The sequence below is a fragment of the Curtobacterium sp. MCSS17_016 genome, from assembly GCF_003234255.2.
GTDB lineage: Bacteria > Actinomycetota > Actinomycetes > Actinomycetales > Microbacteriaceae > Curtobacterium > Curtobacterium flaccumfaciens.
Window position 1 is genome coordinate 2,325,507 of record NZ_CP126254.1, and the last position, 14,400, is coordinate 2,339,906.

The 14,400-nt window shown below is 70.8% G+C and carries 11 protein-coding genes; 8 read left to right on the forward strand and 3 right to left on the reverse strand.

Annotation, left to right across the window (positions count from 1 at the left end):
* Positions 1-66: 66 nt before the first annotated feature.
* Entirely contained in the window at positions 67-777 is a 711-nt protein-coding gene (locus DEJ19_RS11000; protein WP_111233029.1) for a YceI family protein, read from the forward strand.
* A 210-nt stretch (positions 778-987) separates the two neighbouring features.
* On the opposite strand, the gene DEJ19_RS11005 is transcribed toward DEJ19_RS11000, so the two are convergent.
* Positions 988-1,848 carry an ADP-dependent NAD(P)H-hydrate dehydratase gene (locus tag DEJ19_RS11005; RefSeq protein ID WP_111233030.1) on the reverse strand — a complete coding sequence of 287 codons (861 nt, stop codon included), beginning with the start codon at positions 1,846-1,848 and terminating at the stop codon, positions 988-990.
* 24 nt (positions 1,849-1,872) lie between these two features.
* Here DEJ19_RS11005 and DEJ19_RS11010 point away from each other — a divergent pair, with 24 nt between their 5' ends.
* The 4 genes from DEJ19_RS11010 to DEJ19_RS11025 all read left to right on the forward strand — a co-directional run bounded on the left by DEJ19_RS11010 (position 1,873) and on the right by DEJ19_RS11025 (position 6,229).
* Complete coding sequence (locus tag DEJ19_RS11010) at positions 1,873-2,505, forward strand: HAD family hydrolase (protein WP_111233031.1); 633 nt, start codon at positions 1,873-1,875, stop codon at positions 2,503-2,505.
* A gap of 9 nt (positions 2,506-2,514) precedes the next feature.
* Positions 2,515-3,597 carry an NADH:flavin oxidoreductase/NADH oxidase gene (locus DEJ19_RS11015; protein WP_111233032.1) on the forward strand — a complete coding sequence of 361 codons (1,083 nt, stop codon included), beginning with the start codon at positions 2,515-2,517 and terminating at the stop codon, positions 3,595-3,597.
* Between the two features lie 156 nt (positions 3,598-3,753).
* Positions 3,754-5,136 carry a hemolysin family protein gene (locus DEJ19_RS11020; RefSeq protein WP_027465831.1) on the forward strand — a complete coding sequence of 461 codons (1,383 nt, stop codon included), beginning with the start codon at positions 3,754-3,756 and terminating at the stop codon, positions 5,134-5,136.
* Between the two features lie 55 nt (positions 5,137-5,191).
* A complete protein-coding gene (locus DEJ19_RS11025) occupies positions 5,192-6,229 on the forward strand; it encodes a hemolysin family protein (RefSeq protein ID WP_027465832.1) in 1,038 nt (345 codons plus the stop codon).
* Between the two features lie 96 nt (positions 6,230-6,325).
* Here the strand turns inward: DEJ19_RS11025 and guaB1 are convergent, their stop codons facing one another.
* A complete protein-coding gene (guaB1, locus tag DEJ19_RS11030) occupies positions 6,326-7,765 on the reverse strand; it encodes a GMP reductase (RefSeq protein WP_110864009.1) in 1,440 nt (479 codons plus the stop codon).
* Positions 7,766-7,942: 177 nt separating this feature from the next.
* Here guaB1 and DEJ19_RS11035 point away from each other — a divergent pair, with 177 nt between their 5' ends.
* Positions 7,943-11,701 carry a multifunctional oxoglutarate decarboxylase/oxoglutarate dehydrogenase thiamine pyrophosphate-binding subunit/dihydrolipoyllysine-residue succinyltransferase subunit gene (locus tag DEJ19_RS11035; protein ID WP_181441507.1) on the forward strand — a complete coding sequence of 1,253 codons (3,759 nt, stop codon included), beginning with the start codon at positions 7,943-7,945 and terminating at the stop codon, positions 11,699-11,701.
* Positions 11,702-11,777: 76 nt separating this feature from the next.
* On the opposite strand, the gene DEJ19_RS11040 is transcribed toward DEJ19_RS11035, so the two are convergent.
* The gene (locus tag DEJ19_RS11040; RefSeq protein WP_111233033.1) at positions 11,778-12,218 is read right to left on the reverse strand and encodes a GNAT family N-acetyltransferase; all 441 of its coding nucleotides are present in this window, start codon (positions 12,216-12,218) and stop codon (positions 11,778-11,780) included.
* Between the two features lie 115 nt (positions 12,219-12,333).
* On the opposite strand from DEJ19_RS11040, the gene DEJ19_RS11045 reads away from it, so the two are divergent.
* Positions 12,334-12,915 (forward strand): hypothetical protein, encoded by a 582-nt coding sequence (locus tag DEJ19_RS11045; RefSeq protein WP_111233034.1) that lies wholly within the window; start codon positions 12,334-12,336, stop codon positions 12,913-12,915.
* A gap of 42 nt (positions 12,916-12,957) precedes the next feature.
* Positions 12,958-14,391, forward strand: a complete 1,434-nt coding sequence (locus tag DEJ19_RS11050; RefSeq protein WP_111233035.1) for a LamG-like jellyroll fold domain-containing protein — start codon at positions 12,958-12,960, stop codon at positions 14,389-14,391.
* Positions 14,392-14,400 lie beyond the last annotated feature (9 nt).

Below are 14,400 nucleotides of genomic sequence, written 5' to 3' on the forward strand. Positions count from 1 at the left end.
CGGACCGAGGGCGATCGCTGCCACGGACTCAGGGTCTCCCGAGCATGACGTGTCACCGTTCTGCTCGTGACCTCCGACACACCGCGCAAGCGCCGCAAGGCCGTCATCTGGATCTCCGTCATCGCCGCCGTCGTCGTCCTCGGCGTCGTGGGCGCGGTGGTCTTCACGAACGTCTACACGAGCAACGAGAACGCGAAGGCCTCGGCCGCGCCGTCCGTCGCCGCCACCCGTGAGGCCTCCACCCTCGACGACACGGACCTGTCCGGCGAGTGGACGGTCGGCGGCGACTCCGAGGCCGGGTACCGCGTCCACGAGGTCCTGAACGGCTCCGACGTCACCGTCACCGGCCGCACCGACAGCGTCTCCGGCACCGCGACCGTCGACGGCACGAGCATCACCGCCGCCAAGATCGCGGTGCAGGTCGCCGACATCACCACCGACTCCGACCAGCGCGACGCCTACTTCCGCGACTCCGCGATGGACGCCGCGGCCTTCCCCGAGGCCACCTTCGAACTCACCGCGCCGATCGCCGACGCGGTCCCGAGCGGCTCCGACACGACGACCGTGACGGCTCCGGGGAAGCTCACCCTGCACGGCGTCACGAAGAACGTCACCGCGAAGCTGCAGGTCGGTCTGAACGGCGATGGCGTCGACATCTCCGGTTCGGTCCCGATCACCTTCTCGGACTACGGCGTGCAGGCCCCGAGCCTGGGGTTCGTCAAGGTCGACGACGCGGGTTCCGTCGAGTTCCTGGTGCACGCGACCCCCGCGAGCTGACGGCCGCGCCGCGCGTCACGCCCGTGACGTGCCCGCCGACGGCCTGGAGCCGCACCCGCTGGCTGATGCGTGCGCATGTTGCGACCTTGCACCTGTCGAACCCGTGGTGTCCCGTCGGAACATGCGCACGAATCCATTGCGTGCGCATCCTTCGACAGAACACGCGTCGATCCCCTCGTGGATCGTCGGAAGGTGCACGCGCACCGACCGCTACCCGCGCGCGTCGCCGTCGACGACCAGGTCCCGCACGACCCCCGGCAGCTCGGCGATGAGCGTCGTCATCGGGAACGGCCCGCCGCCGGACGCCCGACGTGCCGCGAGCCCGTGCACCACCGCGGCCGACGCGGCCAGGTTCGCGAGGTCCGACGGGGTGAGCGATGAACCGGCCGCCTCGACGGAGCCCTGCCGCGCGGCGACGAGCGCCCCGAGGACCCCGCCCAGCACGTCCCCGGCACCGGCCGCGGCGAGCCACGGCGTCGCCGAGGACGCCACGAGCCGCACCGACCCGTCCGGGGTGACCACGTGGGTCCGCTCCCCCTTGAGCAGCACGACGCTGCCGGTCTGCTCCGCCGCACGGAGCGCTGCGGCGGCCGGGTCCTGCTCGATCTCGGCGCGATCGGCTCCGAGGAACGAAGCGAGTTCACCGGCGTGCGGGGTGAGCACGGCGAGCGGCCCGAGGTCGACGAGCGGGATCGCCCCGGCGTCGACGACGACCGGGACGCCGTCGTCGGAGGCGTGGGTGAAGCCCGAGGCCGTCGTCGCGTCCAGGTCACCGAGCGTCGGCGCCGAGATCCCGGAGCCGACGAGCCAGGCCTGCACGCGGCCGACGCCGGAGACGACCTCGGGGCGGCGGGTGAGCACGTGGTCGGTGGCGCGTGCGGGTCCGACGTACCGGACCATGCCGACGCCGGTGTGCACGGCGGCGTCGACCCCCAGCACCGCGGCGCCGGGGTACTGGTCGGACCCGGTCGCGATGCCGAGGACCCCGCGGCGGTACTTGGTGGACTCCCCCGTCGGCGCGGTGACCCACGCGGCGGCATCGGACGGTCGGACGAGCACGAAGTCGTTCACCGGCCCCACGTTACGGTGGAGCACATGAGCCTGTTCCTGCCTGGTCGCGTGGTGGTCTTCGACTACGGCGAGGTGATCAGCCGGACGCCGCACGCCTCGCGGGACGCCCTCGTGGCCGCCACCGGGGTCCCGGCCGACGAGCTGTTCCCGGTGTACCAGGAGCTCCGGCACGACCTGGACCGCGGCGACCTGTCGGTCGTGGCGTACTGGCGTGCCATCGCGGAACGGACCGGACGGACCTGGAGCATCTCCGAGATCCACCGGTTCTGGGCGATCGACTTCACCGGGTGGTTCGAGGTCGAGCCGGAGACCCTCGAGATCGTCGAGGAGCTGCACGAGGCCGGCACCCGTGTGGCCCTGCTCTCGAACGCGGGCTTCGACTTCGGCGACCCGTACCGCCGCTCCCCGATGGGCTCGCTGTTCGAGACCGTCGTGGTGAGCGCCGAGGAGCACGTCCTGAAGCCCGCGGCATCCATCTACCGCGACACCTGTGCGCGCTTGGGAATCGACCCGGGTCAGATGGTGTTCGTGGACAACAGGGCCGAGAACGCCACCGGTGCGGAAGCGATCGGGGCGGTCGGCCACCACTACACGTCGCCGGCGTCACTGCGGTCGTTCCTGACGGAACTGGCCGAGGCGCCGGCACCCGTCCTCTGAGGAGCCCGCGTGACGCACGCCCTGTTCGACCCGATCACCGTCCGTGACCTGACCGTCCGCAACCGCATCTGGGTCTCCCCGATGTGCCAGTACTCGGTGGACCAGCAGGACGGCGTGGCGACGCCGTGGCACCTCGTGCACCTGGGCGGGTTCGCCAAGGGCGGCGCCGGCGCGGTCGTGGTCGAGGCGACGGGTGTCGTGCCCGAGGGACGGATCACCCCGCAGGACCTCGGGCTGTGGAACGACCAGCAGCGCGACGCGTTCAAGCCGATCGTCGACTTCCTGCACGAGCAGGGCGCCGCGGCGGGCATCCAGCTCGCGCACGCCGGCCGCAAGGCGTCGACGTACCGCCCCTGGGACACCACGCACGGCACCGTCCCCGCCGACCAGGGCGGCTGGACCACGGTCGCGCCGTCGGCCGTGGCCTTCGACGGCTACGACGTCCCGCGCGAGCTCGCGGTCGAGGACATCCGCGTCGTCGCCCTCGCCTTCGCGCAGTCCGCCCGCCGCGCGGTGGAGGCCGGGTTCGACCTGGTCGAGATCCACGCGGCCCACGGCTACCTGCTGCACCAGTTCCTCTCGCCGCTGAGCAACCAGCGCACCGACCAGTACGGCGGCTCGCTCGAGAACCGTGCCCGCGCGCTGCTCGAGGTCGTCGACGCCGTGCGCGCCGAGGTCGGCGAGGGCTTCCCGATCGTCGTCCGCTTCTCGGCCACCGACTGGGTGGACGGCGGGCTCACGCTCGACGAGACCACCGTCGTCGCCCGCTGGGCCGCGGAGCACGGTGCCGACCTGGCCGACGTGTCGACCGGCGGCAACGTCGCGAGCGCGCCGATCCCGGTCGGCCCCGGCTACCAGGTGCCGCACGCCGCGGCGATCAAGCGCGACGCCGGCATCCCGACGATCGCGGTGGGCATGATCTCCGAGGCGTTCCAGGCCGAGCAGATCGTCGCGACCGGCCTGGCCGACGTCGTGATGATCGGTCGCGAGATGCTCCGCGACCCGTCGTTCGCGCTCCGTGCCGCCGTCGAACTCCGCGTGCCGGTCGACTACGAGCCGCAGCAGTACCACCGCGCGCGGATCACGGCCTAAGCGCGGTCGGTTCTGTACGGATTCACGGTTCAGCGACCGCGCAGGCAGTACGATTGGCAGCACTGTGGACGATCCCCCGAATAGTTCTTCGCCTCACTCATCCGCCGCTCACTCGGTGAGCTGCACGTCATCCCTGTGCGCGAACGGGGGTGAATCATGAGTCCGATCGACATCGTCATGCTGATCGGCGGCATCCTGCTGACCCTCGGCACGGGTGTCTTCGTCGCGTCCGAGTTCGCGCTGGTCAACCTCGACCGCGCCGACGTCGAAGCGCGGCGCGACCGCGGTGAAGCCGGCCTCGCACCGGTCATCGGCGCGCTGAAGGTCACCTCGACGCACCTGTCCAGCGCACAGCTCGGCATCACGCTGACCACGCTGCTGACCGGCTACCTGCTCGAACCCTCGATCGCGAAGCTGCTCGAGGCGCCGTTCCTGGCGATGAACCTGCCTGAGGGCATCGTCGAGACCGTCGGCTCGATCGTGGCGCTCGTCATCGCGACCCTGCTGTCGATGATCCTCGGCGAGCTCGTGCCGAAGAACTTCGCGCTCGCGCTGCCCCTGCAGACCGCCAGGCTCGTGGTGCCGCTGCAGATCGCGTTCACGACGGTCTTCAAGCCCGCCGTCGCACTGCTGAACGGCACCGCGAACGCCGTGCTCCGGTCGCTGGGCATCGAGCCGCAGGAGGAACTCTCCGGGGCCCGCAGCGCCGAGGAACTCACCTCGCTGCTGCGCCGCTCGGCGTCGGAGGGCTCGCTCGAACAGGACACCGCGACGCTCCTCGAGCGCACCATCTCGTTCTCCGAGCTGAGCGCCAGCGACGTGATGACCCCGCGCCCGAGGCTCTCCACCATCCGCGTGTCCGAGTCCGCCGAGGACGTCATCGCCCTCGCCCGCAAGACCGGCTTCAGCCGCTTCCCCGTCATCGAGGAGGACGCGGACGACGTCGTCGGCATCGTGCACGTCAAGCAGGCCGTTGCCGTGCCGCGCGAGAAGCGTCCGGAGGTCCCCGTCGGGGCACTCATGACCGACGCCGAACGCGTGCCGGAGACCATGCCCGGCGACACCCTGCTCGCCGAGGTCCGCGGTCGCGGCTACCAGATGGTCATCGTCGTCGACGAGTACGGCGGCACCGCCGGGGTCGTCACGCTCGAGGACCTGATCGAGGAGATCGTCGGCGAGGTCTCCGACGAGCACGACCGCGCCCGCATCGACGTGGTCCGCTCCCGCGACTGGCTGACCTTCCCCGGTCTGCTGCGTCCCGACGAGCTCGAGGACCGCGCCGGCGTGAAGGTGCCCGAGGAGGGCCCGTACGAGACCGTCGGCGGGTTCGTCATGTCGACGCTGGGCCGCCTGCCCGTCGTCGGCGACGAGGTGCCCCTGGACGGCGGGGTGTTCCGGGTCGAGCGGCTGGACGGCCGTCGGATCGACCGAATCCGCTGGACCCCGACGCGCCCGTCGACCGACACGGCGGCGACCGCGATCATCATCCCGTCCACCAAGAGCACCCCGACCACCACGACGAAGGGCAGCACCCGATGAGCTCCGACTCGAAGATGGGCGCAGCGGGATCTTCTGGCTGCAGGGAGGGACTGCGATGAGTTCCGATTGGTGGGGCATCTTCTGGCTCGTCGTCCTGTTGATGGGCAACGCCTACTTCGTCGCGGCGGAGTTCGCGGTCATCTCCGCACGCCGCTCGCAGATCGAGCCCCGCGCCGAAGAGGGCTCGAAAGCCGCGCAGATGACGCTCTGGGCGATGGAGCACGCCACCCGCATGCTCGCCACGACCCAGCTCGGCATCACGGTCTGCTCCCTGCTCATCCTGAACGTGTCCGAGCCGGCGATCCACCACCTGCTCGAGGTCCCGCTGCACCTGACGGGCTGGAGCGCCGAGGTGATCGGCACCGTGGCCTTCGTGTTCACGCTGCTGCTCGTCTCGTTCCTGCACGTGGTGTTCGGCGAGATGGTGCCGAAGAACATCTCGTTCTCGATGCCGGACCGCGCCGCGCTGCTGCTGGTCCCGACGCTCTGGTACATCGGTCACGGCCTGCACTGGGTCATCGTCGGCCTGAACGAGGTCGCGAACGCCGTGCTGCGGCTGTTCCGCGTCGAGCCCAAGGACGAAGCGGTGAGCGCCTTCACGGTGGAGGAGGTGCAGACCATCGTGGAGCAGTCCCGCCGCGAGGGCACCCTGACCGACGACGGCAAGCTCGCCCTGGCGTTCGAGTTCACCGAGAAGAAGGTCCGTGACGTCGCCGTACCGATGGCCGAGCTCGTCACCCTCCCCGACGACGCCACCCCGGCCGACGTCGAGCACGCCGTGGCACAGCGCGGGTTCTCCCGCTACGTGCTCGTCGGCGAGGACGGCTCCCCCACCGGCTACGTGCACGTGAAGGACGTCATCGACCTGCGGCCGGACGAGTTCGACGACCCGGTGCCGCCGAAGCGCATCCGCCAGCTCATCTCGCTCTACACCGAGATGGACCTCGAGGACGCGCTCGCGACCATGCGGGCCGCCGGGCGCCACGTGGCCCGCGCCTTCGACGCGGACGGCCGCACGATCGGCGTGCTGTTCCTCGAGGACATCCTCGAAGAACTGGTGGGCGAGGTCGAGGACGCGACCCGGCGCCGGTAGACGTACAGACAAGCGGACGGGAGGCGCGGTGCCAGCTTGCACCGCGCCTCCCGTCCGTCCGTGGTCGAGACCAGGGCGACGCGCGCCCCGGCCGCGCTACCAGCTGACGGGCAGGGGCTTGCCCTCCTCGTACCCGGCGGCGGACTGGATGCCGACCAGCGCGCGCTCGGAGAACTCGGCGAGTGACGACGCGCCCGCGTAGGTGGCGGAGCTGCGGACGCCGGTGGTGATCATGTCGAGCAGGTCCTCGACGCTCGGACGCTCCGGGTCGAGGTAGATCGTCGACGACGAGATCCCCTCGGCGAAGAGCGCCTTGCGGGCCCGCTCGTACGGGTCGAGCCGCTCGAACCGCTCGCGCACGGCCTTCGCCGAGGCCATGCCCCAGCTCTCCTTGTACGCCTTGCCCGCGGCGTCACGGCGCAGGACACCGGGGGCCTCGAGCGTGCCGGCGAACCACGAGCCGATCATGACGGCCGACGCCCCGGCTGCCAGCGCGAGGGCGACGTCGCGCGGGTAGCGCACCCCGCCGTCCGCCCAGACGTGCGCACCGAGCGAGCGGGCCGCCGCGGCGGTCTCGAGCACCGCGGAGAACTGCGGGCGACCGACGGCCGTCATCATGCGGGTGGTGCACATGGCGCCCGGTCCGACGCCGACCTTGATGATGTCCGCTCCGGCCCCGACCAGGTGCGCGACGGCGTCGGCGGTGACGACGTTGCCGGCCACGAGCGGGATGCCGAGCTGCAGCGACGCGACCGTGCGGAGTGCGCGGAGCATGCCGTCCTGGTGGCCGTGCGCGGTGTCGAGGACCAGGACGTCCACGCCCGCGGCGGCCAGCGCCTTGGCCTTGGCGGCGACGTCGCCGTTGATGCCGAGTGCGGCGGCGACCCGGAGCCGGCCGGAACCGTCGACGGCGGGCGTGTAGATGTCGGAGCGGATCGCGCTCGTCTGGCTCGTGGTGCCGACGACCCGGCCGTGCCGCATGACCGGCGCGAAGTCGACCTCGGCGGCCGAGAGCACGTCGTACACGTGGCGGGGTGTGCCGGCGTCCTCGGCGTCGATCGCGGTCGAGGCGCCGTGCAGCAGGTCACCGAGGACGGCGTCGGGGCCGGCGGTGCCGAGGCGGGTCGCGGGCACGCAGCCGAGGTACTCGCCGTCGGCGTCGCGGACGACCACACCACGGCCGGCCACCGGCAGGAGCTGCTCGAGGGCCTCGGCGACGGTGGTCTGCGCGCCCATGTCGTAGGCGGTGTCGAAGTCGACAGGCTGGTCCTTCACCCAGCGGATCGCGGCGTCGAGGTCCTGCAGGTGCATGTCCTGCGGCAGCACGCCCAGACCGCCGCGGCGGGCCAGGGTGGCGGCGAGCCGGGGGCCGGTGACGGAGTTCATGTTGGCGCTGACGATCGGGATCGTGGCACCGCTGCCGTCGTTCGCCGCGAGGTCGACGTCGAAGCGGCTCGTCACGCCGGAACGGCTCGGGACGAGGAAGACGTCGGAGTAGGTCAGGTCGTGCGTCGGCCGCGTCTCGTAGAACCTCATGCGCTCCACTGTACGGCTCCCGTCAGGGCCCCGACCGGGTGCTCGGGGGCTGCCGACTCGCGCCGCGGCTGACACGGAACGGACATGTCGGAGCGGCTAGGCTTGGCACCTGTGCGGCGCAGGGTTGCTCCGCACGACACACACGAGCATCTATCGACGGAGAGTGGGCGATCGGCTGTGTCGAGCCATCTGACCGGAACGGACGAGACCGCGGGCGAATTCGGGGCGAACGAGTGGCTCGTCGACGAGCTCTACGAGCAGTTCGTCGCGGACAAGGAGTCGGTCGACAAGTCCTGGTGGCCGGTCCTCGAGAGCTACCACCGCACGCAGGTCGGTGACGCGCCGGCTCCCGCAACTCCGACGGGGTCGCCCGCCCAGCAGGTCCCGACACAGCAGCAGCAGTCGTCGACGCAGCAGCCCGCCACCGGCGACACCCCGGGCGAGGCGAAGTCGGGCCCGATCCAGGCGAAGACCACCTCGCGCCAGCCGGCACCGCAGCCGATCCCGGCCGAGGCGAACGACGCCGCCGACGACCACGAGGAGACCCACGAGGACGTGGCGACCCCGCTCCGGGGCATGGCGAAGACGCTGGCGTCGAACATGGACGCCTCGCTGACGGTCCCGACCGCCACCAGCGTCCGGACCATCCCGGCGAAGCTGATGATCGACAACCGGATCGTCATCAACAACCACCTGCGACGTGCCCGCGGCGGCAAGATCTCCTTCACGCACCTGATCGGGTGGGCGATGGTGCAGGCCGTCAAGGACTTCCCGAGCCAGAACGTCTACTACGAGGAGCGCGACGGCAAGCCGTTCGTCGTCGCCCCGGCGCACGTGAACCTCGGCATCGCGATCGACGTCCCGAAGAAGGACGGCACCCGCTCGCTCCTGGTGCCGAGCATCAAGCGCGCGGAGACCCTCACGTTCGGCCAGTTCCTCTCCGCCTACGAGGACCTCGTCAAGCGTGCCCGTGACAACAAGCTCACCCCAGCGGACTTCCAGGGCACGACGATCTCGCTCACCAACCCGGGCGGCATCGGCACCGTGCACTCGGTCCCCCGTCTGACCAAGGGCCAGGGCTCGATCATCGGCGCCGGCGCCCTCGAGTACCCGGCGCAGTTCCAGGGCTCGGCGTCGAAGACCCTGGTCGAGCTCGGCATCGGCAAGACCATCACCCTGACGAGCACCTACGACCACCGCGTCATCCAGGGCGCCGGTTCGGGTGAGTACCTCAAGCACGTGCACGAGCGCCTCATCGGCGAGCACGGCTTCTACGACGGCATCTTCGCCGCGCTCCGGATCCCCTACAAGCCGATCCAGTGGGCGAACGACATCAACGTCGACCTCGCGCACCGGGTGAACAAGACCGCGCGCGTGCAGGAGCTCATCAACAGCTTCCGCGTCCGTGGGCACCTGATGGCCGACATCGACCCGCTCGAGTACCGCCAGCGCACGCACCCCGACCTCGAGATCGAGAGCCACGGGCTGACCTTCTGGGACCTCGACCGCGAGTTCGTCACCGGCGGGCTCGCCGGCACCACCTCGGCACCGCTGCGCGACGTCCTCGGGATCCTGCGCGACGCCTACTGCCGCACGGTCGGCATCGAGTACATGCACATCCAGGACCCGGAACAGCGTCGCTGGGTGCAGGAACGCATCGAGGTGCCGTACTCGAAGCCCTCGAAGGAAGAACAGCTCCGCGTCCTCGGCAAGCTCAACGAGGCCGAGGCGTTCGAGACCTTCCTGCAGACCAAGTACGTCGGCCAGAAGCGCTTCTCACTCGAGGGCGGCGAGTCCACCATCGCCTTCCTCGACACCCTGATCCAGCACGCCGCCGGAGCCGGGCTGGCCGAGGTCGCGATCGGCATGGCCCACCGCGGCCGCCTGAACGTGCTGACGAACATCGCCGGCAAGACCTACGGGCAGATCTTCCGTGAGTTCGAGGGGTCCTCGCTGCCGGGCACGGTGTCCGGTCAGGGCTCCGGCGACGTGAAGTACCACGTCGGCACCGAGGGCGTGTTCCGCACGTCCGACGGCTCGAGCATCCCGGTGACGATCGCCGCGAACCCGTCCCACCTCGAAGCCGTCGACGGCGTACTCGAGGGCATCGTCCGCGCCAAGCAGGACCGCGAGGCACCCGGCAGCTTCGGCGTGCTCCCCGTGCTCGTGCACGGCGACGCAGCGATGGCCGGTCAGGGTGTGGTCGTCGAGACGCTGCAGATGTCGCAGCTCCGCGGCTACCGCACCGGCGGCACGGTCCACCTCGTCATCAACAACCAGGTCGGGTTCACCACCCCGCCCGAGTCGGCGCGCAGCTCGGTGTACTCCACCGACGTCGCCAAGACGATCCAGGCACCGATCTTCCACGTGAACGGCGACGACCCCGAGGCCGTCGCCCGCGTCGCCGAACTCGCCTTCGCCTACCGCGAGGAGTTCCACCGCGACGTCGTGATCGACCTGATCTGCTACCGCCGTCGTGGGCACAACGAGGGCGACGACCCCTCGATGACGCAGCCGCTGATGTACAACCTCATCGAGGCGAAGCGCTCCGTCCGCACGCTGTACACCGAGGCCCTCGTCGGCCGTGGTGACATCACGCAAGAGGAGTACGACGAGGCGCACCGCGACTTCCAGGACCGCCTGGAACGCGCCTTCGCCGAGACGCACGAGGCACAGACCGGCACCATCCCGGTCATCGAGGTCGACGACGACGGTGCGGTGCAGGGGCTCGAACGCCCGGCCGCGCAGCGCGACGACTCCGAGGTCGAGGTGCACGAGACCGCCGTCTCCGAAGAGCTCGTCCGGGCGATCGGCGACGCGCACAGCAACCCGCCCGCCGGGTTCTCGATCCACCCGAAGCTGCAGCAGCTGCTGACCAAGCGCACCGAGATGACGCGCAACGGCGGCATCGACTGGGCGATGGCCGAGCTCATGGCGATCGGCTCGATCCTGGTCGAGGGCAAGCCCGTCCGCCTCGCCGGACAGGACGCCCGCCGCGGCACGTTCGTCCAGCGCCAGTCGGTGTTCCACGACCGGGTGAACGGCCAGGAATGGCTGCCGCTGTCGAACCTCACCGAGGACCAGGCCCGGTTCTACGTGTACGACTCGCTGCTGAGCGAGTACGCGGCGATGGCCTTCGAGTACGGCTACTCGGTGGAGCGCCCCGAGTCCCTCGTGCTCTGGGAGGCCCAGTTCGGCGACTTCGCGAACGGCGCCCAGATCGTCATCGACGAGTTCATCTCGTCCGCCGAGCAGAAGTGGGGACAGCGCTCCGGCCTCGTCCTGCTGCTGCCGCACGGGTACGAGGGCCAGGGGCCGGACCACTCGTCGGCACGCATCGAGCGCTACCTGCAGCTGTGCGCCGAGGACAACATGATCGTCGCGCGCCCGTCGACCCCGGCGTCGTACTTCCACCTGCTCCGCCGACAGGCCTGGGCCCGTCCGCAGAAGCCGCTCGTCGTGTTCTCCCCGAAGGCGATGCTCCGGCTCCGCCAGGCGACGAGCGCGGTCGAGGACTTCACGACCGGAACGTTCGAGCCCGTGCTGGACGATGCGCGGATCACCGACAAGAGCGCCGTGCGCCGCGTCGTGCTGCACTCCGGCAAGGTGCACCACGACCTGCGTGCTGAGGTCGACAAGCGCGGCATCACCGACGTCGCACTCGTCCGCCTCGAGCAGCTCGCCCCGCTCCCCCTCGACCGCATCCTCGAGGTCCTGGCGGGCTACCCGGACGCCGACGTCGTGTGGGCGCAGGAGGAGCCGGAGAACCAGGGCGCCTGGCCGTTCGTCTGCATGAACCTGTCGCCGCACCTGGGCGGTCGCCCGTTGTCCGTCGCGGCCCGCTCGGCGAGTGCCGCACCGGCCACGGGGTCCTCGAAGCGCTCCGCGCAGGAGGCCGCCGACGTCATCGACACGGCGTTGAGCGCGTCGGCCTAGTCACGTCGAAGCGCCCCGTGCGGGAGTCCGAGGGACTCCTGCACGGGGCGCTTCGACGTTCGCCAGGAAGGTGGCGCTACGCGATCTTCGTGTACCGCACCCCGGCGTCGTGGTACCCGCGCTTCTGGTAGAACCGGTGCGCGCTGTCCGTCGCGGCCGCACTGACGGCGCTGAGGCGACGTGAGCCCTGCTCGACCGCCCATGCTTCGAACGTGCCGATGAGCGCCGAACCGGTGCCGAGCCTCCTGGCCGTGTCGTCGACGACCAGCAGCAGCAGCTGCGCCGTCGGCTCGTCGCTCGCGTACGCCCAGGTGACCTGGGCACCGGCGACGGCGACCACGCGACCGTCGTCACCCCGCACCACCCAGGTCCGGTGGCCGGCTTCGGGTGTGAGTCGAGCGAGGCGCGCACGCATCGACGCATCGTCGACGTCGTGACCGAGCAGACGGACGAGGGCGGCGACGTCGGTGACGTCCGTGTCGGACCAGGTGGAGGTCGACTCGACGGAGAGGGTCATGTCGGCCAACCTACCCGTGCGTTCGGTCGTGTTGCGACGGGGTTCCGTTGCAACTGATATTCATATACCCTGTTTGCATATCACCCGCCGGGTGATCCCGACCGACAGGACAGCCATGCACATCACCTCCCGCCACGGCCGCACCGCAGCCTGGATCGCGTTCCCGCTCGCCGTCGTCGCCAGCGGCGCACTCATCGCCACGGCCTCGTGGGCCGCCTTCTCGAGCAGCACCGACAACGCCGCGAACAGCTGGCGCACCGGTGCCGTCTCGCTCACCGACGACGACCAGGGCCTCGCGATGTTCGACGTCGACGACCTGGTGCCCGGGTCCGCCGGCTCCAACTGCATCACCGTCACGGCGAACACCACCAACGCCTCGACCGTGAAGCTCTTCACCGCCGACCAGGCCGACGACGACGCACTCGCCGAACACGTCGGGCTGACCGTCGAACGTGGCAGCCTCGCCACCGCCGGAGACTGCAGCACCTTCACCACGGGGACGACCGTGCACGACGGCACCCTCGCCGGCCTGATGGAACGCGAGTCGTTCGGCACCGGGGTCGATGCGTGGCAGCCCACCACGGGGACGACGAGCACGACCTACCGCTTCAGCTACGACCTCGACGAGGACGCACCGAACACCGTGCAGTCCTCCGAGTCGGGCACCACCTTCGTGTGGGAAGCGCAGACCGACTGACCTCGTCCACCCGACCGACCCGACCGAACCGAGGAGCAGCCGATGTCCACCGCCACCCACCGACACGTCCGGTGCACCGGCGACGTGCCACGGCTGCTCCTCGCGGTCGCGTCCCGCACGGTCCTGTGGTCCGTGCTGCTGCTCGCCGTCTGGGCCGCACTGCCGGCGAGCCTCGGCTGGCACGTCACGACGGTGGTCTCGGATTCGATGGCCCCGGGCATCCGGACCGGTGACGTCGTCGCCGCCATGCCCGCCGGTCCCGATGCCGTCGATCCCGGTCGCGTGCTGCTCGTCGACGACCCCGATCACGCCGAGCGGCTCCGGCTCCACCGGCTGGAGCGCATCGAGCAGGACGGCCGCCTGCGGCTCCGGGGTGACGCGAACCCGACCGCGGACCGGACGGCGGTCATGCCCGAGGCCGTCCTCGGCGTCGGCGTGCTGCGCTTCCCCGGCATGGGGCTCCCGACCGTGTGGTCACGGCAGCAGTCCTGGGTGCCGATCGGCATCGCCGTCGTGGCGGCGCTCGCGCTCGTGCGGGCGGCACGGGCCGATCGCGACATCACCGCTGGCCGACCCTGTCGACGGTGTGGGACGCCGCGTTGGGACCTCGGCACGGCAGCCCTGACGCCCGGCACCGGAGCGCGGGGCACCGGCGCTCCGGACGTCGCGGCGGGCCTGTCGCTGTCCGTCGTCGCCGCGGTCACCGTCCTGACCATCGCACTCGCCGCCGGCTCGGCAGGGGCGGGGTTCAGCGGCAGCACGGCGACCGCCACGACCCTCGGCACCGGCACGTTCCCGTGCTTCCACGAGCCCGCTCCCGCCGGGAGTCTGCTGGCGTGGGACTTCGCCGAGAAACAGGGCGACATCGTGCAGGACAGCAGCGGACACGGCGCGGACGGACGGTTCGTCGGCGACGCGTCACGTGTCGACGGAAGCTGCGCGGCGAACCCGTGGAGCACCTACCCGGGCGCGGGCACCGACGACTACGCCGTCACCGACCGGCCCACCACCGGACCGCAGGTCTTCTCACTCGAGGTGTGGTTCCGGTCCGCCGATCCCGCGGGCGGCCGCGTGTTCGGCTTCACGTCCGACACCGCCCCCGCATCGACCTACCGCGACCGGCACCTGTACATCGACTCCGGCGGCGGCCTGCGCTTCGGCGTGCAGGGCGCCGGCAACCTCTTCAACTTCACGGTCGGCGGCGGTGACGTCGCGGACGGCGAGTGGCACCACGCCGTGGCGACGTTCGAGTCACGATCGATGACCCTCTACGTCGACGGCCAGCGCAAGGAGCGACGAACCGATGCCGTCGCCGCTCGGCAGTACGACGGACACTGGCGCACCGGCCGCGGAACCCTGGTCGGCTGGCCGGACTCGGGGAACTTCGGGTTCACGGGCGACATCGACTCGGCAACCGTCTACGACCGTGTCCTCGACGCCGAGACCGTCGCAGCCCGGTTCGCCGCCGGCCGCTGACACCGTTCA

Bases quoted from the DNA above. Each gene is read 5' to 3' on its own strand.
- DEJ19_RS11010 (WP_111233031.1), top strand. From the start codon at position 1,873: ATGAGCCTGTTCCTGCCTGGTCGCGTGGTGGTCTTCGACTACGGCGAG.
- DEJ19_RS11020 (WP_027465831.1), top strand. From the start codon at position 3,754: ATGAGTCCGATCGACATCGTCATGCTGATCGGCGGCATCCTGCTGACC.
- DEJ19_RS11025 (WP_027465832.1), top strand. From the start codon at position 5,192: ATGAGTTCCGATTGGTGGGGCATCTTCTGGCTCGTCGTCCTGTTGATG.
- guaB1 (WP_110864009.1), bottom strand. From the start codon at position 7,765: ATGAGGTTCTACGAGACGCGGCCGACGCACGACCTGACCTACTCCGAC.
- DEJ19_RS11040 (WP_111233033.1), bottom strand. From the start codon at position 12,218: ATGACCCTCTCCGTCGAGTCGACCTCCACCTGGTCCGACACGGACGTC.
- DEJ19_RS11045 (WP_111233034.1), top strand. From the start codon at position 12,334: ATGCACATCACCTCCCGCCACGGCCGCACCGCAGCCTGGATCGCGTTC.
- DEJ19_RS11050 (WP_111233035.1), top strand. From the start codon at position 12,958: ATGTCCACCGCCACCCACCGACACGTCCGGTGCACCGGCGACGTGCCA.